General features: G+C 60.4%; 14 protein-coding genes and 2 tRNA genes. 10 read left to right on the plus strand and 6 right to left on the minus strand.

Going from position 1 to position 17,248, the window contains the following annotated elements; genetic code table 11:
* Positions 1-49 precede the first annotated feature (49 nt).
* Genes FKM97_RS26970 through FKM97_RS16520 form a run of 3 tightly spaced genes read right to left on the minus strand, consistent with a single transcriptional unit; the run spans position 50 to position 1,931 of the window.
* Complete coding sequence (locus FKM97_RS26970; protein ID WP_205015116.1) at positions 50-421, minus strand: VOC family protein; 372 nt, start codon at positions 419-421, stop codon at positions 50-52.
* Entirely contained in the window at positions 388-1,020 is a 633-nt protein-coding gene (locus FKM97_RS16515; RefSeq protein ID WP_205015121.1) for a VOC family protein, read from the minus strand. Before FKM97_RS16515 ends, FKM97_RS26970 begins: the two co-directional genes overlap by 34 nt.
* Positions 1,021-1,070: 50 nt before the next feature.
* Positions 1,071-1,931, minus strand: a complete 861-nt coding sequence (locus tag FKM97_RS16520; protein WP_144293536.1) for a fumarylacetoacetate hydrolase family protein — start codon at positions 1,929-1,931, stop codon at positions 1,071-1,073.
* 127 nt (positions 1,932-2,058) lie between these two features.
* On the opposite strand from FKM97_RS16520, the gene FKM97_RS16525 reads away from it, so the two are divergent.
* Positions 2,059-2,976 (plus strand): LysR substrate-binding domain-containing protein, encoded by a 918-nt coding sequence (locus FKM97_RS16525; protein ID WP_144293537.1) that lies wholly within the window; start codon positions 2,059-2,061, stop codon positions 2,974-2,976.
* Positions 2,977-3,263: 287 nt separating this feature from the next.
* On the opposite strand, the gene FKM97_RS16530 is transcribed toward FKM97_RS16525, so the two are convergent.
* Complete coding sequence (locus FKM97_RS16530; protein ID WP_144293538.1) at positions 3,264-3,842, minus strand: TetR/AcrR family transcriptional regulator; 579 nt, start codon at positions 3,840-3,842, stop codon at positions 3,264-3,266.
* A gap of 188 nt (positions 3,843-4,030) precedes the next feature.
* On the opposite strand from FKM97_RS16530, the gene FKM97_RS16535 reads away from it, so the two are divergent.
* The 4 genes from FKM97_RS16535 (at position 4,031) to FKM97_RS16550 (ending at position 9,528) form a co-directional block, all read left to right on the plus strand.
* Complete coding sequence (locus FKM97_RS16535) at positions 4,031-4,543, plus strand: (2Fe-2S)-binding protein (RefSeq protein ID WP_144293539.1); 513 nt, start codon at positions 4,031-4,033, stop codon at positions 4,541-4,543.
* Positions 4,540-5,598: an FAD binding domain-containing protein gene (locus FKM97_RS16540; protein ID WP_144293540.1), complete on the plus strand. Its 1,059-nt coding sequence runs from the start codon at positions 4,540-4,542 to the stop codon at positions 5,596-5,598. Before FKM97_RS16535 ends, FKM97_RS16540 begins: the two co-directional genes overlap by 4 nt.
* Positions 5,588-7,840, plus strand: a complete 2,253-nt coding sequence (locus tag FKM97_RS16545) for a xanthine dehydrogenase family protein molybdopterin-binding subunit (protein WP_144293541.1) — start codon at positions 5,588-5,590, stop codon at positions 7,838-7,840. Before FKM97_RS16540 ends, FKM97_RS16545 begins: the two co-directional genes overlap by 11 nt.
* A 683-nt stretch (positions 7,841-8,523) precedes the next feature.
* Positions 8,524-9,528, plus strand: a complete 1,005-nt coding sequence (locus tag FKM97_RS16550) for an LLM class oxidoreductase (RefSeq protein WP_144293542.1) — start codon at positions 8,524-8,526, stop codon at positions 9,526-9,528.
* A gap of 654 nt (positions 9,529-10,182) precedes the next feature.
* Here the strand turns inward: FKM97_RS16550 and FKM97_RS16555 are convergent.
* Positions 10,183-10,257: transfer RNA gene (locus tag FKM97_RS16555), tRNA-Asn, on the minus strand.
* Positions 10,258-10,405: 148 nt separating this feature from the next.
* Between FKM97_RS16555 and FKM97_RS16560 the strand changes: the two genes are divergently transcribed.
* Positions 10,406-10,705, plus strand: coding sequence for a hypothetical protein (locus FKM97_RS16560; RefSeq protein ID WP_246105133.1), 300 nt, complete (start codon positions 10,406-10,408; stop codon positions 10,703-10,705).
* Between the two features lie 53 nt (positions 10,706-10,758).
* On the opposite strand, the gene FKM97_RS16565 is transcribed toward FKM97_RS16560, so the two are convergent.
* Positions 10,759-10,832, minus strand: a tRNA-Cys gene (locus FKM97_RS16565).
* 261 nt (positions 10,833-11,093) lie between these two features.
* Here FKM97_RS16565 and FKM97_RS16570 point away from each other — a divergent pair.
* From FKM97_RS16570 to FKM97_RS16585, 4 genes are all read left to right on the plus strand, one after another.
* Complete coding sequence (locus FKM97_RS16570) at positions 11,094-11,768, plus strand: protein-L-isoaspartate O-methyltransferase family protein (protein ID WP_144293543.1); 675 nt, start codon at positions 11,094-11,096, stop codon at positions 11,766-11,768.
* 384 nt (positions 11,769-12,152) lie between these two features.
* Complete coding sequence (locus FKM97_RS16575; protein ID WP_170240960.1) at positions 12,153-13,487, plus strand: TolC family outer membrane protein; 1,335 nt, start codon at positions 12,153-12,155, stop codon at positions 13,485-13,487.
* 143 nt (positions 13,488-13,630) lie between these two features.
* Positions 13,631-14,398, plus strand: a complete 768-nt coding sequence (locus FKM97_RS16580; RefSeq protein ID WP_144293545.1) for a DUF2497 domain-containing protein — start codon at positions 13,631-13,633, stop codon at positions 14,396-14,398.
* A gap of 144 nt (positions 14,399-14,542) precedes the next feature.
* On the plus strand, positions 14,543-17,248 hold the full coding sequence (locus FKM97_RS16585; RefSeq protein ID WP_144293546.1) for a valine--tRNA ligase: 2,706 nt from the start codon (positions 14,543-14,545) through the stop codon (positions 17,246-17,248).

Genomic DNA, 17,248 nt, shown 5'->3' on the forward strand with positions numbered 1-17,248 from the left:
CTGCGTTCGATCCGGGATCACTGTCCCATCTCCTGGCGACGCTCAGACATCATCGATCACTCGACGAGGCGGCCTCGTAGTTGAACGCGAAATCCTGCGGTGGCCTTGGGCCCCAAACGTAGAATGCATCCTCCGCGGCGTGATCGCCGGCATCCCAGTCGCAGTTGGCCGGGATGTAGTCAATATCGCAGGAAAACTCCGCATAGCTGCCCCAGGGATCGCGCACGTAGTGAAAGTAGTTGGATCCCAAAACGTGACGCCCCAAACCCCAGCCCTCGGTGAACCCGCGATCGGCCATTTGCATCGCACCGAGGCCAATCTCGTTGACTGAACTCACATCCCAGCTCAGGTGATGGAGGCCGGTGCCCTCTGCCCGCGCCAGGGCAATCAAATGATGATCGCTGCCGTGGATGCCGTGCATGAACGCGATTCCGTGCCCGATCGGTCGGCGAGCCGCAATCCTAGGGTGCGAGTGTAGAATTTGATGGCGCCGCCCACATCGCTGGTAAAAATCAGGATATGCGCGAGACGTCGCGGTCTCACCAAGGACACCTGGCTGCGCTTCGGCGCCCCTTGTGCTCCGGCAGGAGCCGAGGAGAGATCGATGCTCGACTTCTCGTTCGGCGAGGACTTTTCTGCCACTTTGATTTCGATGAGAAGGCCGTCCGGGTTGCGAAACCACAATCCGGCGCTATCCACACCCGGCGGAGGATCGAGGAGCTTCACGCCTAGGGCCTCGAGGCGCGCCTTAAATGCCGGAACATCATCGGCAAAAGCGCCAAAGGATAGATAGTTCAGCTTTTTTCTAGGTCCTTCCGAGATTCGGCCCCAGCAATGGCTGCCGCCCGCCGTGTGAACGGTGAGGCTCTCCCTTTGCGGATGCAGATCTAGACCGAAGGCGCCGTAATAATGGTCAGCAACCTTCAGGTCGGGGACCGTCAGGTCGAAATGATCGAGCGAGTGGACGCCAAGCTCACCTGCCCGGCGTGTCGGCAACGCGACACTGCGAATTTGCGTCATCTCGGCCTTGCCTTCCTGCTATCCCCCCGTCGTAATGCGAGGGTTTGTCTTCAAATTTCGTCTGCGACCGGACTTCTGAGCAGCCCGACGCCCTCGATCTCCACTTCGCAGACATCTCCCGGCTTCATGAAAAGCTTTGGCGTTCGCGCGAAACCGACCCCAGCCGGTGTCCCAGTGACGATGATATCGCCGGGAACCAGAATGAAGGCCTCGCTGAGCAGAGAGATGAGCGTGGCCACATCGAACAGCATGTCGTCGATGGGGGCGCTTTGAACGGTGGCACCGTTGAGACGCGTTTCGAGCCGAAGCCCATTGCACCCGCGTGGAAGTTCATCCGCGGTTACGAAGCTCGGTCCGAATGCGCCAGTGCCGTCGAAGGTCTTGCCGATCGTCCATTGCGTCGACTTGAACTGGTAGTCCCTCACCGTGGCATCATTGAACACCGAATAGCCCGCCACGTGATCGAGAGCGGAAGCCTTGGGAATGTGCCGGCCTGGCGATCCGATGACGGCGACGAGTTCGCCTTCGAAATCCAATTGGTCGGAGACCCGAGGGCGCAGGATTGGCGCCTGATGGCCGATGAGACTGGAGGCAAATCGTGTGAAGAGCGAAGGGTAGTCAGGAACCTTAAAGCCCGCTTCTGCGGAATGGTCCGCATAGTTTAGTCCGACGCAGACAATCTTTCCCGGATTGGCAAAGGGAGGCCTGTAGGAGATCCCACTAGGATCGATTGCCGAGCCGGACCTAAGCACCTGTCCTGCGGCCTGCAGCACTGATGTGCCACCATTAACGAGGTGATCGAGATGACCGGGGAATCGGCTGTCCGAGGCCAGCAGTCCACGCAGACTTCCATTCTCACCCTCGACCGCGAGACCGTCGAGGGTCCCGTCATTGAAAGCCACAAAGCGCATCCAGCTGGTCCTCCATCGCAACGGTCTGTGCCGTTGTCGTATTCCGGGGACCTTAGGACGGGCAGGTGGTTACAGTAAGATATCAAAAACGTCTTTTCGATGCCTTTTAGTTATCGCATGATGAGCCATGAAGCTCAATCAGCTGAGGAACGTTTCTGCAATTGCGAGCCGAGGCAGTCTGAGAGCTGCAGCCCGTGCTCTAGGGCTCTCGCAGCCTGCTTTGACACGCAGCGTCACCGAGATTGAACACGAACTCGGCGCTCCATTGTTCGAACGCCGGGCCCGGGGAATGGCGCTCACACCGATTGGCGAAGCCGTCGTGAAGCGCGCGAACGTCATCCTCAACGAGGTCAGGCGAACCCAGGAGGAAGTCGATCAGATCAGGGGAGGGCTAGGGGGCAGCGTGACCGCTGGTCTGTCGATTGCAGCACATATCGCCATGTTACCACGCTCGCTGAAACTGTTCCGCCAACGATATCCGGACGTAAAATTGCGACTGATTGAGGGATTTTATCCCACGTTGGAATCTAGTTTGATTGACGGGTCCGTCGACTTCTACATTGGGCCGCAGCCGAGCCAGGCCACTCCTAAGGAGTTGTTGGTAGAGAAATTGTTCGACAACACGCGCACTGTACTTGGGCGCGCCGGCCATCCCCTGGCGAATGCCCGCAGTTTGCGTGAACTGGTCGATGCGGAATGGGTAATGACCTCAATTACTCATAAAGCTGACGAAGAAATGGATACTCTCTTTGCGAGAAATGGTCTTCCGCCTCCAACACTGGTCATTCAAACTCAATCTGCCCTGACCCTGATTATGACACTCGCCTACAGCGATATGCTGGCCATGGTCCCAATCCAGTGGACCGAGCTCGCTATAACCTCGGCATCTTTAGTTTCCATAAATGTAAGCGAACCTTTACCTGCTCCCCCGATGGTGCTGGTACGGCGAACTTCCTTGCCGCTCACCCCAGCGGCGCAATTTTTTGCTGACCAGATGCAAAACAGTTGGCGGAAAGCTGGGCCATTATCTGCCGGGCCCACGTAGCGAGTAAGGAGTTTTTCCCCAGCGGAAAGCACGAGAGTCGCAGCGAAAGTTTGCTCGTCCACTTTGCGCCGCAATTTCGGTCGTTGGTCAGTCGTGTTCAGCATACCAGAAGCTGCCGATCCGACCAGCTCACACAATCGACCATAGCGAGGTCGAAAGCGGACTTCGGTTACTAAACCACGGCACAGAGAAAGCTGCCATCGCCTGCTGGGGCTATCGTCGGCGGCGATGTCCTCCCAACTTGGACAGGCCTCTGGGAAATAGTCTAAAGCAGTATTGGACCGATCTCAGCGTTTGCGCAGCCCGTCGACAAAAACATCGACAAGGCGAAGCGCGGTCGGCTGCCAGTCGGTCATTACCTGCGCATAGAAGATACCGACAAGCGTGCGCAGCAGGTCTTCCGCCGAAACGTCGGAACGGATCGCACCTGCCGCGATACCGCGATCGAGCAGCAGTCCGATCGCCCCGGTTAACCGCTCGAAGGAATACGCCTTCAGCTCCGAGGAGCCATGCGCGACCAGCTGGAGGCCCTCAATCATCCCTTTTTTGGCAGCGACGAGGCGGACATTGGCATGGAGCCATTTTCGCAGAGCCTCGACGGGTTCGTCGTTGGCAAGCTGCTCGGCAAGGTCGCCTAAAAGGTCCACTTCATGGCGGTAGACAGCTTCGAACAGCGCTTCGCGTGTGGGAAAGTGGCGATAGAACGTGCCAATCCCGACGCCCGCCTCCCGCGCGACGGCCTCCAGGCTTGCCTGTGGGCCACCCGCACTGAAGATTTGCGTCGCCGCCTCGATCAGGCGCTCCCGGTTGCGGATGGAATCCGCGCGGGGCTTGCGGCGGGTCCGTGTCGTGCTCTCAGGTGCCATTCATCCCGACCAGGACCAAATCCCCCTTGATAAACGGAGGCATCCTCCGTATATATAGTTCATTGGGAAACCGCATAGGGTACGCATTCCCCGCGACGGTAGTCGGCATCAAAACTCCGCACGCGACCTCATCTCTCCGCACTCGGCGGCTTCGATCCATATATCACAAACACTGAATGGGCTACTCCATGTCACTCTCCATCAGCCTCGCCATTAACGGTCGGCAGCGCATAGTCGCGCTTGAAGACCCGCGCGTAACGTTGCTCGACCTGTTGCGCGAGCGGCTTGATCTGACCGGCACCAAGAAGGGGTGCGATCGGGGCCAGTGTGGTGCATGCACGGTTCTCGTCGACGGCCGGCGCATCAATTCCTGCCTTGCGCTGGCTGCCAGCCTCGACGGAGCCCAGGTCACCACTATTGAAGGGCTTGCCGAGGATGAAACACTGCATCCGGTCCAGGCCTCCTTCATCGCCCATGACGCCTTCCAATGCGGCTACTGCACGCCGGGCCAGATCATGAGCGCTTTGGGGCTAATCGCAGAAGGACATGCGGGAGACGACCCCGAGCGGATCCGCGAGCTGATGAGCGGTAATATTTGCCGCTGCGGCGCCTATCAGGGCATTACCGAAGCGGTGCTCGAAGCCCAGAAGATGCTTGCCGACGCGAGTGAAGAAGGGCGCCGCCGGAGGAACGCGGCATGAACCGTTTCGATTATCTACAGCCGGCGAGCGTATCGGAGGCTATTGCCGCGGGAGCCGAGTCGGACACCGCCTATCTTGCGGGCGGAACGAACCTGCTCGATCTGATGAAGATGGGGACGGCGCGGCCGAAGCGGCTGATCGACATCACGCGCCTGCCTGGACTCGATCGTATCGAATGGCTGGCGGATGGCAGCGTGCGCGTCGGCGCCCTGGTCCGCAATTCGGACCTTGCCTATGACGAGCGCTTCGCGCGGACCTTCCCGGCCGTCGCAGAGGCACTGCTTTCAGGCGCATCGGCACAGCTGCGCAATGTCGCGACAGTGGGCGGCAACCTGATGCAACGCACCCGCTGCGCCTATTTCCATGACCTGGGCAGCGCCTGCAACCGCCGCATGCCGGACACCGGCTGCGATGCCCGCGAGGGCGAGAACCGTCTCCATGCCGTGCTTGGCTGGAGCGAGCACTGCATCGCGACCCATCCTTCCGACTTCTGCGTGCCGCTGGCGGCGCTTGATGCGGTCGTGGAGGTAGAGGGCCCGCAGGGCGCCCGTGCGATCCCGATCGATGCGCTGCACCTCCTGCCCGGGACCACGCCGGAACGGGAAACGGCGCTGGCGCCCGGCGAGCTGATCATCGCCCTCAGGCTTCCCGTGGGGGCCGCCGCCTTCTCGCGCAATGCGCGCTTTCTGAAACTGCGCGAACGCACCTCCTATGCCTTCGACGTCGTTTCGGCGGCGGCCATGCTCGAGGTCGAGTTCGGAACGATCCGCAGCGCGCGCATCGCGCTCGGCGGCGTCGCCGCAAAACCATGGCGCGCACGTGAGGCGGAGGCTTTCCTCGCGAGCGGACCCGCCACCGAAGAAGCCTTCACAATGGCTGCAGAAATTGCGCTCGCCGAGGCGCAGCCATCTGGCGACAACGCCTTCAAGATCGAACTGGCGCGCCGCATCGTCGTGCGTGCCCTGGACCTTGCATTTGCGGGGACGCCGGCAATTATGCCCGCGCTGCCGGCTTCGCCCTTCTCCACGATTTCCGGAGCGAAACATGTCGCCTGATACAATTCGCCCCCGATATCGGCACGGCTCCAACGCCGGCCAGCCGCTGACGCGCCGTGACGGGGTGCTCAAGGTCACCGGCCGCGCCACTTATGCCGCCGACAACCATCCCCAAGGCATGCTCTATGCCGTGACGGCGGTCAGCGGCATCGCGCGCGGACGGGTCACGGCGCTTGATGTTGAGGCTGCTATGGCTCATCCCGGCGTGGTGGAGGTCATCACCCCGGCCAACCGACCGCCGCTGGCGCATGACCCGAACGAAAAAATGCCGCCCTTCGGCTTCCGCGTCGAGGTGCTGCAGAATGACTCCGTGCGCTACGTCAACCAGCCGATCGCCCTCGTGATCGCCGAAACGCTGGAAGCGGCGACGGAGGGAGCGACGCTGCTCAACCCGCAATATGAGGCAGACAGTGCACGCACCGACCAAGAGAGCGGCGAGCGCTTCTCGCCGGCCGCGATCGGCGTCGGCATGCCACCACGCACCGCCCATGGCGACATCGAGGCAGGTTTCGCGGCTGCCGCCCGTATCATGGAGGCGGAATATCTCACGCCGGCGCAATACCACAACGCGATGGAGCCGCATGCCGTCGTTGCGGAATGGGATGGCGATCGGGTAACCCTCGACATGCCGAACCAGGCTTTGACGCTGAGTGCGGCTTCCTATGCAGCTTACTTCGGTATCCCTCCCGAAAACGTGCTGATCCGCTCGCCCTTCCTGGGTGGCGGCTTCGGCTCCAAGGCCATCCTCAATGGGCCGCAAATCCTGGCGATCCTTGCCGCGCGCATGCTGAAGCGGCCGGTCAAGCTGGTGCTCACGCGCGCGCAGATGTACGGTCCCGTTGGACATCGCGGACAGACCTGGCAGAAGCTGCGCATCGGCACGGACAATGCCGGCCGGCTAACGGCGCTTCACCATCACGCTGTAGCTGCCACCTCCAGTTTCGACGACTTCCTGGAACCGGCTGCGAACGCGTCCCTACCCCTTTATGCATGCTCGGCCATCCTTGCCGAGCATGAGGGGCTGCGGCTCGACATGGGTACGCCCGGGCCGATGCGCGCGCCCGGCGAAGCATCAGGATCGGCGGCGCTCGAAGTGGCGATGGACGAGGCAGCGCAAGCCTGTGGTATGGATCCGCTTGCTTTCCGGCTCGCCAATTACGCGGAGACCGAGCCGGCCACCGGAAAGCCATTTTCGTCCAAGGCATTGCGCGAATGCTATGCGGAAGGCGCCAAGCATTTCGGCTGGGAAGGCAGGCCACTGGAGCCGCGCCGGATGCGCGACGAGAACGGGTTCCTCGTGGGCTGGGGCATGGGAACGGCAGTCTTCCCTTGTCCGCACTTCCCCGCTGAGGCACGCGCCACGCTGCGGGCGGACGGAACCGCGTTGGTCGAGACATCCGGCGTCGACATGGGGCAAGGTTCGTGGACAGCCCTTGCCCAGATCGCGGCTGAAGCGCTGGGCCTCGATCCCGATCAAGTCGAGTTCCATTCCGGCATATCCAACCTTCCGGATGGCGGCATAGCCGGCGGCTCCGGCCATACCGCCAGCGCGGGCCTGGCCCTCCACAATGCCGGAGAGGATGCAATCGCCAAGCTGGCCGAACTCGCAACCGCCGATCCGGCATCGCCGCTTTTCGGCGCCGGCAATATCGGCGTGGTGGCCCGCTCCGGCCGGCTTTGTCGCCGCGACGACGAGGAGCGTAGCGAAAGCTATGCCGACATTCTCGCGCGTGCCGACCGCGCGGAGGTCGTCGGCACGGCAAAGGCGGCGCGCGACCCCGCGATCGCCTCGGCCTATGCGATGTATTCGCATGGCGCCGTCTTTGCCGAGGTGAAGGTCGATCCGGATCTCGGTCAGGTGCGGGCGACGCGCTTGGTCGGCGCGTTTGCCGCCGGCCGCATCATCAATTCCCGGCTCGTGCGCAGTCAATATTTTGGCGGCATGATCTGGGGCATCTCCTTCGCCCTGCAGGAGGAGGCGATAACCGACCGCAGGACCGGCAGGATCATGAATGCCGACCTTGCCGAGTATCATGTCCCGGTCAATGCGGACGTGCCTTCACTCGACACGATCCTGATCCCGGAGGAAGACCCTTACGTCAACCCACTCGGTGTGAAAGGCGTCGGCGAGATTGGCGTTACCGGCACGGTGGGCGCGATCGCCAACGCGATCTGGCATGCAACCGGCGTACGCGTGCGGCGCTTCCCGATCCGGCTAGAAGACCTGATCGTCCATCGGTGATGAACCTGAAGCCAGTGGCGCCACGCACAAGGGTGCCACTGGCGGAGCGTCTGCGCCATTTGCAGATATTTACGAAACGCGCCTTTATATCCAATGGCTCGACAGCTGGGTTGATGCACGGCTTATTTTGACCCGAAGGCGAAATCGGCGGGGCATAGAGACCGCTTTGCGCCTCCATGGCGGACGTTCGCGCACTCTTCATTCTCAGCCGGACGCTGTCATTCCATTTCCCCTCTCGTTCTTGCCCGCCATTGGTTTAGGCAGCCTTTGCGGCAATGGGCACGGCCGCCGAGCCCCGATGTCGGCTACCGGCCTCTTCGTGCAACAATGTCCGCATCCGCCGTGCATCGGCATTCTCCCCATGATGTGCGCCGCAAGCAGCGTTGTTGCAGCGGTCCGAGCTGCGTGAGATCCCGGTGGCAGGGGAGAGAAAGTTCGTTGCTCGCGATCGCCCTGACAATGGACTTGAGGCTTTGATCGAGCTTCCCTTTGAAGGCGATGGAACTTGGCCGCGGGATTACGAGCACTGTAGTTGATGCACCCGACATAATTATCACGGTGAATCGCCGAGATTAGAGCAATGAAGCATGGCCAGCCTGTCTGGCGCAGTTTCTTCTCTCGCGCCGTGAAGGACTGACCATTGTCATGGCGCCGATGTGCTTCCTCGCCCAGAATGAGGCATTATGCTGAAGGCCAGGAAAGCTACGTCCGTCAATGATTCCGCCAGCTTCCGGCGCATGTTTGCACCTGATCGGCTCTCGCTGGGGGTGTTCTTCCCGATCGAGGCCTTCGAGAGGGACGAGCCCAGCATGCGCGACCAGCCGCGTCTCGCCCGGCGCGCCGAGGAGCTCGGCTTTGCCGGCCTCTGGACGCGAGACGTGCCTCTACGCGACCCCAGTTTCGGAGACCTTGGCCAAGTCTACGATCCGTGGGTGTGGCTGGGCTGGATCGCGGCCCATACCTCAAGGATTGCGCTTGCGACAGGCTCCATCATTCTCCCCTTGCGCCACCCGCTCCACACCGCAAAGGCGTCCGCATCGGTCGATCAGCTGACAGGGGGGCGATTCGTCCTCGGCGTCGCCTCGGGAGATCGCCCCGTCGAATTTCCAGCGTTCGGGGTCGACTTGCATCAGCGCGACGTCCTCTTTCGCGAGAACCTGGCAATGATCCGTAGGGTACTCACGGAGGAATTTCCAAGCGTCCAATCGAGCTATGGCGCCATGACAGGAACGGCGGACCTCGTGCCCAAACCCGTCTCGCGCCTGCCGATCCTGATCACCAGTTCGAGCCGCCAGAGCTTTGAGTGGATCGCCGAGCATGCGGACGGCTGGATCACCTATCCACGCGACCTCGCACGGCAGGCGGAACTGGTCGCGAAATGGCGCGCAGCAGTGGAGGCCGTGTCGCCTGGTGTGTTCAAGCCCTTCGTTCAGTCGCTCTATGTCGATCTGGCCGAAGAACCGGCCGAGCCCCCTCGGCCACTTCATCTCGGATTCCGAGCCGGCCGCAACTTCATGCTCGACTTCCTGAACGAACTTGCCGGTGCTGGCGTCAATCACGTCATTCTCAACTTCAAATATGGCCGGCGCGCCGCGGGCGAGGTGCTGGAGGAGATCGGCCGAGAGGTACTTCCGCGCCTGGGCAAACGCGAAGGGACACCACCTCTCAAACCGCCTACTGCCACCTAGAGCATCGGAGCGAAAGACGAATTTAGCCGTCGCCGCCTGCGCCCAATCGTTCCGAACGGTGTGTGTCCAGAGACGGCGTTGTGGACGTCCGTCCGCTTCGGTAGACGAGTGCGCGCGGGCGATCTCGCACTCAACAGGAGCTAAAGCAACAGGTCGAGGCCCAGCTGAAGACCCATCCCCCTTTCTCGTTCCGGACCAGCACGCTGCACTCTTCGCCAGTTTGCTCATATTCCAGCCACGATCGCTGCTGCTCAGGGGCTTCAAGGCTGTCAAATCGCTCATTTGAGGTTTCGTCATTCACTTGAAAGCGCCACCCATCTCGCTGAAGTGCGAAGTATGTTCTCAGCATCCTGCCTCCCTGGACCCCGAAGCAAGCGGGGGATGAGGCTGATGAGATCCAATAACGTCATTGAAGCTGTCTCGATGGGCGGGAGAGCAGGCTGGGGGCAGGATGCTCTCCCCTCCAGGCCTGGCGTTGAGCCTGATCAGACCCGGTAAAAAACAATATCACGCGCTTCGGCGGCATCATTGTCAGGGATTACTGCAACTCATGACGGCTGCTCTGTTCAGCATACTGCGCTGGGCTAGCGTACTTATAGCGTACCTAAGCATAAAATCGACGGGCGATTCAGGAAGCTAAGTCTTTGAAAATGTTGGCTCCGCGGGTAGGATTCGAACCTACGACCAGCCGGTTAACAGCCGGCTGCTCTACCACTGAGCTACCGCGGAACAGGCGAGGTGCGTGACTGCTCGCTCGCCAATGGGGCTCCTATATCAATGCCCGGGCGCTCTGCCAAGTGCAAAGGGGGTTTGTGCCATGTGGTTTTCTTTGCGCCTGCCATTGCCCACCAGGGCCGAATATCCCACCTTAGTCGGCATGACCGAACTCCGCTATGGCAACAAGGCCTTCCCGCTGCCGCAATCGAAGCTGGCGCGCATCGCTATTGGCGGAGGACTCGTCGCAGGTGGGGTGCTCGGCTTTCTTCCGATCCTCGGCTTTTGGATGATTCCCCTCGGGCTCGTCGTCCTGTCCTTTGATCTTCCTATGGTGCGACGGGGACGCCGCCGACTCACGGTGCGCCTCGGTCGCCGGTTCAAGAAGCGGTGGCCGAGCGCTTGGCATAGACATGTCACGGAAGCCAAACCGCATGTCCGGACGCATCGCACGAATACGTGAACAGCGGCGTGCTCTCACCATGGGTGACTCCATAACGCACGTCTCTTGGATGGTGGAGGCCTCGTCCGGAATCGAACCGGAGTAAACGGATTTGCAGTCCGGTGCATAACCACTCTGCCACGAGGCCCTGCTGCGGCGTTATCTAGCACAGAGATCCCTTCGCGCAACACGTCAAATCATCTCGCCCGGCCCACCGGGAAAGTTAGGGGTCCTGTCCGCGCGGCGGGCAGGGATCAGCATCTGGTCGGGTTTTGCGTAAGTGTTGCTGCGGCGCGACGAATACGGCGCGATTTGCAGTTGGCGACCTCCGGCCATTCCGGTATTCCTTCGAAGGGGTTTCAGCAAAATCGAGCCTGCGGGCTCCTCGCGCCTATCAGAGAAGCGGATCATGATCGACTATGCAACCAAGCGACGTCATATGGTGGAGTCGCAGTTGCGTCCGAACGGGATCACGGATGCCCGGATCAACGGGGCCATGTGGGACATTCCGCGCGAGCTCTTTGTGCCTCCGTCACGGCAGGCGCTGGCCTATATCGATGAGGATCTCGCGCTCTCAGTCCCGTCACAGGGTCGTAACGTGCGCTATCTGATGGAGCCCATGGTCTTCGCCAGACTCGTCCAGCTCGCCGACATCGGAGAAGAGGATCTTGTGCTCGATGTCGGTTGCGGCCTCGGCTATTCTGCCGCCGTCCTCTCCCGTCTAGCCCGCTCGGTCGTCGCCCTCGAAGACGACGAAGAAATGGCAAGGTCTGCTAATACCAATCTGACGACGAATGGCATTCTGAATGTGGCCGTCGTCTCGGGACCCCTCGCGCAGGGCTACGCAAGGGAGGCGCCTTTCGATGTGATCTTTGTCAACGGCCAGGTGGAAGAGGTCTCGCCATCCTTGCTGGAGCAACTGAAGGATGGCGGCCGTCTCGTGGCCGTCATTGATCACGGCCCGGTTGGCAAGGCGACTTTGTTCTCCCGCCATGGATCGGCAACCAGTCAACGAGTGGCCTTCGACGCGTCGGTAGGACGTCTCAGCGGGTTTGACGTCGCCCGTCCAAGTTTTGTGTTTTAATTCTCTTGACTTCCAAAGCAATCGTCCCAAGTTTTTGATGTCGTTTTGTAATACAATTATATAAAATACAAAATTCTCTCGTCTATAAAGAGCGTTTTAACCATGGAAGACGGAAAACAGGAGGGGCAGGACATTCGTCACACATTGGGATGCCTGTCCGGCGGTGAGAAGAGGGTCGGTTTTCGTCTGAATTTGGCTCGCCTAGGGTGTCCCACCTGGTCGAGAGTACGCTTGCGCAGAGGTGGTGAGATGGGTTGTCAGTCGCGTGGCGGAACAGTTGAAGTGCGTTTGGCACCTGCTGCTTCGCGGAATGATCAGCCTTGGCGCGCGCGGCCGTCAAAGGTGAAAGGCCTCCTGATGGCGACCGTGGGCTTCGTGTCAATCATGACCGCATCGCCAGCCTTCTCGGAGACGCTGCGGGAGGCTCTGGCGAAAACCTATCAGACCAATCCGACCTTGCTCGGCCAACGCGCTGCACTTCGGGCAACAGATGAAAATGTGCCGCAAGCGCTTTCAGGCTGGCGGCCGACGGTCTCCGCCAATGGCAGTTACGGTTATTCCGACACCAAAAGCCGGCTGAGGAATTCGGCCGGGGGCGGAACCCAGAGGTTCAGCACGGATCCCGGGAATTTCAACATCGGTCTCGACCAGCCGATCTTCAACGGCTTCCAAACCGTCAACAATACCCGCCAAGCGGAGTCCAACGTACAAGCCGGCCGGGCGCAACTGGCCGGCACCGAGCAATCGGTCCTATTCAGTGCGGTCCAGGCCTTCATGTTCGTGATCCGCGACCGACGGATTCTGGATCTGCAGCGCAAGAATGTACAGGTGCTGCAGGAGCAGCTGCGGTCGACGAATGCACGCTTCGAGGTGGGCGACAATACCCGCACCGACGTAGCCCAGTCTCAAGCGCGGCTGGCGGAATCACAATCCAACCTCTCGACTGCCGAAGCCAATCTGGCGATCAGCGTGGGCGATTATATCCAGATCGTGGGACAGGCGCCTGGAAGCCTCACCTTCCCGGACACCGCCTCCAAGCTGGCGCCGGACACTATCGATCGGGCGATCCAGGTCGCGGAGGGCAACAATCCGAATGTGATTAACGCCGAATTCCTGGAAAAGGCGCAAGGCTACCAGGTCGAGGTGCTGAAGGGGGTGCTCATGCCGACCGTCAGCCTGAGCGCGGATTATTACTATTCCTCCAACAACTCGGTCACAGCAATCCGAACCGATCAAGTTCAAGTTCTTGGCAACTTGCAGATCCCACTTTACCAAGGCGGCGGAGAGTATGCGAATGTGCGACAAGCCAAGCAGACCCGCAATCAGTTGCAGATGCAAATCGTCGAGACGCGGCGCAGCGTAAGAGAGGTGGTCGTCCAGGCCTGGAACCAATTGGTCTCGGCACGGGAAACCATAGTCTCGGCGAGGGAGCAAGTGCGCGCACAGCAACTCGCCTATGAGGGGGTGAGGCTGGAGGCGGAAGCTGGCACGCGTACCACGCTGGATGTGTTGAACGCTGAATCGGAGCTGGTTCGGGCACAGGTTCTGGTCGTCCAGGCGGAGGTCAACACGGTCGTTGCCAGCTATGCGCTCGTATCCGCCGTCGGCAGGCTGAACGCTATGGATCTGAAGCTCCCGGTCCAGATCTACGATCCCAGCATCTACTACAACAAGGTGCGCAACCTTTGGTTCGGCCTGGACACACCTAGCGCGGAATAAATCGCAGCGAGACGTTTTCCACGGATCTTGCTCGCAAATCCTTCAGCAGCGTTTGCTCCGGGAGGAGTTTTGCGGGATTCTAATCCAATGTAGTTGATTCGTTTGCGCATCTTGCGCAGGCCTGAAAGCGCTGGTCTGAAGCGATGAGTAAACTCGACCAATTAGACGAACCGTCCATGGAGGAGATCCTTGCTTCGATCCGCAGAGCGATCGACGAGGACAGCAGATTTGCAACAGAGAGCGGGAATGGCGTTGCCCAACGCGGTGCCCGCGCCGGTAGCCGTATCATCTCCGATGACCGGAGGACTCCTTCTGACCAGGTGATCAAACTGGCCGAAGACGTCCTGGAGATTTCGCGGGCGGCGAGAGACCATGACCATCGGGCGCCGCTTCGACGTGTTACCAGCCCTGAAGAGCCTTCAGTTTTGCGGCCATCCTTCGGTCAAAGGGGCGAACCTGCACCCGCGATTTCCACCCCGAGCGGGGAAGACACGGTGCCCGGTAGAGAGATGAACCGCGAAGCCGAAGACCAGGTCGCCGCTGAAACTGTGGTGCCGGAGACTGCAAGTGGAGTAGCCGACATGCGGAGAGATAGAGATTTGGACGGCCCGATCGCGGGCAGTGAGATTCTCATGGGGGAACGATCTCGCGAGACTCCGAGACCGGTCAAGGCTGCCGCATCGGACATGCCGCTCGTCGCCGCCGATATCGATCGGCTGGTCGGTGCAGCATTCGAAAAACTCACAGATCAACTCGCCGAAGTCAGGGCGAAGTCGAATGTGACCCTCGAAGATGTCGTCAAGGACCTAATGCGGCCGGCCATCAAAGACTGGCTCGACAACAACCTGTCCGACGTGGTCGAACGCATGGTGCAGGCCGAGATCGAAAGGTTGATCCGACGGGGCGCGTAAGCCGCTCGCCGAGGATGTGAACGACCTCTCCAATGCGCAGGCGGTTGCCACCTGCGCCACAATCGTTATTTAAGGCCATTCTGACGCTTGTTGCGCGGGGCACCTCGCAGCATGCGTTCTTTCGGTTTCATTTGAGAGGCGTCGATGCTGGACAAGACCTACAAGCCGCAGGACGTCGAGGGTCGGATCTACGAATCCTGGGAGGCAAGCGGCGCCTTCAAGGCAGGTCTGCGGCAAGGCGCCGAGTGCTATTCAATTGTCATCCCACCGCCGAACGTGACTGGTTCGCTGCATATGGGACATGCACTCAACAACACAATCCAGGATATTCTCGTCCGCTTCGAACGCATGCGCGGCAAAGATGTGCTGTGGCAGCCGGGGACGGACCACGCGGGTATTGCTACCCAGATGGTGGTCGAGAGACAGCTGCAGGAGCGCCAGGAGCCTTCGCGCTGGAGCATGGGACGCGAGGCCTTCATCGCGCGCGTCTGGGAATGGAAGGCCATCTCCGGCGGAACGATCATCAACCAACTGAAGCGACTGGGCGCATCCTGCGACTGGAGCCGCGAGCGCTTCACCATGGATGAGGGGCTTTCACTCGCAGTGGTGCGGGTGTTTGTTCAACTCTATAAGCAGGGACTGATCTACAAGGATAAGCGGCTCGTCAATTGGGACCCAAAACTCTTGACGGCGATCTCCGATCTGGAGGTGCTGTCCGTGGAAACCAAGGGGCACCTCTGGCATTTCAATTATCCGATCAAAGACCAACCGGGCCGTTTCATCACGGTGGCCACCACGAGGCCGGAGACGATGCTGGGTGACACCGGCGTCGCGGTGCATCCGGAGGACGAGCGCTACAAGGACCTGGTGGGTAAGTCCGTCGTGCTCCCCCTGGTCGGCCGAGAAATTCCGATCGTGGCTGATGAATATGCCGATCCAGAGCAGGGTTCTGGTGCAGTCAAGATTACGCCGGCTCACGACTTCAACGATTTCGAGGTGGGCAAGCGGCATGATCTGCGCCAGATCAGCATCTTTGACCAGCATGGGCGGCTCGACATCGAGAGCAATCACGATTTCCTGCAGGACTTGCAAGCGTCCGACGAACTCGGTGAGACCTTAAGCTTGCACATGCTCGATAGATTCGAAGCGCGCAAAAGAATCGTGGCTCGGATGGAAGCCGCAGGTCTGCTCGACAAGGTCGATGACCATGTGAATATGGTGCCGTTCGGGGATCGCTCCAATGTGATCATCGAACCCTTTCTGACCGAACAATGGTACGTGGACGCAGCCACACTCGCCCAACCGGCCATCGAGGCTGTGGAGACAGGAAAGACGAAGTTCGTACCTGCCAACTGGTCGAAGACCTATTTCGACTGGATGCGCAACATTCAGCCCTGGTGCATCTCGCGCCAGCTGTGGTGGGGGCACCAGATTCCTGCCTGGTATGGGCCCGACGGCGAGATCTTCGTCGAAGAAACAGAAGAAGAAGCCTTCGCTGCGGCGGAGGCCTATTACGGCAGCCGCGTCGTTCTTGACCGCGATCCAGATGTCCTCGACACTTGGTTCTCATCAGCGCTGTGGCCATTCTCGACCCTCGGCTGGCCGGACCAGACGACGGAGCTGAAGCGATTCTATCCGACCAGTGCTCTGGTAACCGGTTTCGACATCATCTTCTTCTGGGTTGCCCGGATGATGATGATGGGCCTGCATTTCATGAAGGACGTGCCTTTCCCGGACGTCTACATCCACGGCATCGTTCGTGACGAACGCGGGCAGAAGATGTCGAAGTCGAAAGGGAATGTCGTCGATCCGCTTGAGTTGATCGATGAGTTCGGGGCCGATGCGCTGCGCTTCACGATGGCTTCTCTAGCCACACCGGGCCGAGACGTAAAACCATCAAAAGCGCGCATCGAAAGCAGCCGCAACTTTGCGACCAAGCTGTGGAACGCGGCGCGCTTCTGCGAGATGAACGGCTGCATACGCGATCCCGAGTTCGAGCCCGGGCACGTGCAGCACAGCGTCAATCGCTGGATCATCGGGGAGGCGAACCGCGCCGCTCGGAGCGTGAGTCAAGCCATCGAGCAATATCGCGTCAACGACGCCGCGCTCACCCTCTATCAGTTCGTGTGGAACGTTTTCTGCGACTGGTATGTCGAGCTGATCAAGCCGCTGCTGAATGGCGAGGATGTTGCCGCAAAGGCGGAAGCTCGAGCCACGGCCGCCTATATGCTCGACGAGATCGTCACCCTGCTGCATCCCTTCATGCCCTTCGTGACGGAAGAGCTTTGGCAACGTCTTGGCGAGTCCGGTGCGCCGCGTCGTAGCCAGCTCATCCTGGCGCCGTGGCCCTCGCTCACCGATCCAGAAGATGCGGCTGCCGATGAAGAGCTCAGCTGGGTGATCAGAATGATCAGCGAAATCCGCTCCGTGCGGGCCGAGATGAATGTCCCGGCGGGGGCGCAGATCGAATGTGTGATCGTCGGCGCCGACGCCACGATCCGTCAAAGGGTCGTGGCGTGGGATGCGGAGATCCGACGGCTGGCGCGGTTGAAAGCGGTCGCCATGGCGGAGACCATGCCGAAGGGTGCCGTTCAGATCGTTCTGGGCGATGCCGTCGTCGGACTGCCGATTGCCGATGTGATCGACCTCAAAGCGGAGAAGTCGAGGCTAGGAAAAGATTTGACGAAACTGCGGGATGAAATCGGCAAGATCAATGCGAAGCTCGGCAACGCAGCTTTCATGGCGAAGGCACCAGAGCATGTCGTCGAGGAGCAGCAAGAGCGACGCACGGACGCCGAGGCCCTGGTGGTCAAAACAGAAGCTGCCATCCGCCGATTGGATGAGCTCTAG

The organism is Rhodoligotrophos appendicifer (assembly GCF_007474605.1).
Taxonomy (GTDB): domain Bacteria; phylum Pseudomonadota; class Alphaproteobacteria; order Rhizobiales; family Im1; genus Rhodoligotrophos; species Rhodoligotrophos appendicifer.

Coding starts and splice junctions, on each gene's coding strand:
- FKM97_RS26970 (WP_205015116.1), bottom strand. CDS start 421: ATGCACGGCATCCACGGCAGCGATCATCATTTGATTGCCCTGGCGCGG.
- FKM97_RS16515 (WP_205015121.1), bottom strand. CDS start 1,020: ATGACGCAAATTCGCAGTGTCGCGTTGCCGACACGCCGGGCAGGTGAG.
- FKM97_RS16520 (WP_144293536.1), bottom strand. CDS start 1,931: ATGCGCTTTGTGGCTTTCAATGACGGGACCCTCGACGGTCTCGCGGTC.
- FKM97_RS16525 (WP_144293537.1), top strand. CDS start 2,059: ATGAAGCTCAATCAGCTGAGGAACGTTTCTGCAATTGCGAGCCGAGGC.
- FKM97_RS16530 (WP_144293538.1), bottom strand. CDS start 3,842: ATGGCACCTGAGAGCACGACACGGACCCGCCGCAAGCCCCGCGCGGAT.
- FKM97_RS16535 (WP_144293539.1), top strand. CDS start 4,031: ATGTCACTCTCCATCAGCCTCGCCATTAACGGTCGGCAGCGCATAGTC.
- FKM97_RS16540 (WP_144293540.1), top strand. CDS start 4,540: ATGAACCGTTTCGATTATCTACAGCCGGCGAGCGTATCGGAGGCTATT.
- FKM97_RS16545 (WP_144293541.1), top strand. CDS start 5,588: ATGTCGCCTGATACAATTCGCCCCCGATATCGGCACGGCTCCAACGCC.
- FKM97_RS16550 (WP_144293542.1), top strand. CDS start 8,524: ATGCTGAAGGCCAGGAAAGCTACGTCCGTCAATGATTCCGCCAGCTTC.
- FKM97_RS16560 (WP_246105133.1), top strand. CDS start 10,406: ATGACCGAACTCCGCTATGGCAACAAGGCCTTCCCGCTGCCGCAATCG.
- FKM97_RS16570 (WP_144293543.1), top strand. CDS start 11,094: ATGATCGACTATGCAACCAAGCGACGTCATATGGTGGAGTCGCAGTTG.
- FKM97_RS16575 (WP_170240960.1), top strand. CDS start 12,153: ATGACCGCATCGCCAGCCTTCTCGGAGACGCTGCGGGAGGCTCTGGCG.
- FKM97_RS16580 (WP_144293545.1), top strand. CDS start 13,631: ATGAGTAAACTCGACCAATTAGACGAACCGTCCATGGAGGAGATCCTT.
- FKM97_RS16585 (WP_144293546.1), top strand. CDS start 14,543: ATGCTGGACAAGACCTACAAGCCGCAGGACGTCGAGGGTCGGATCTAC.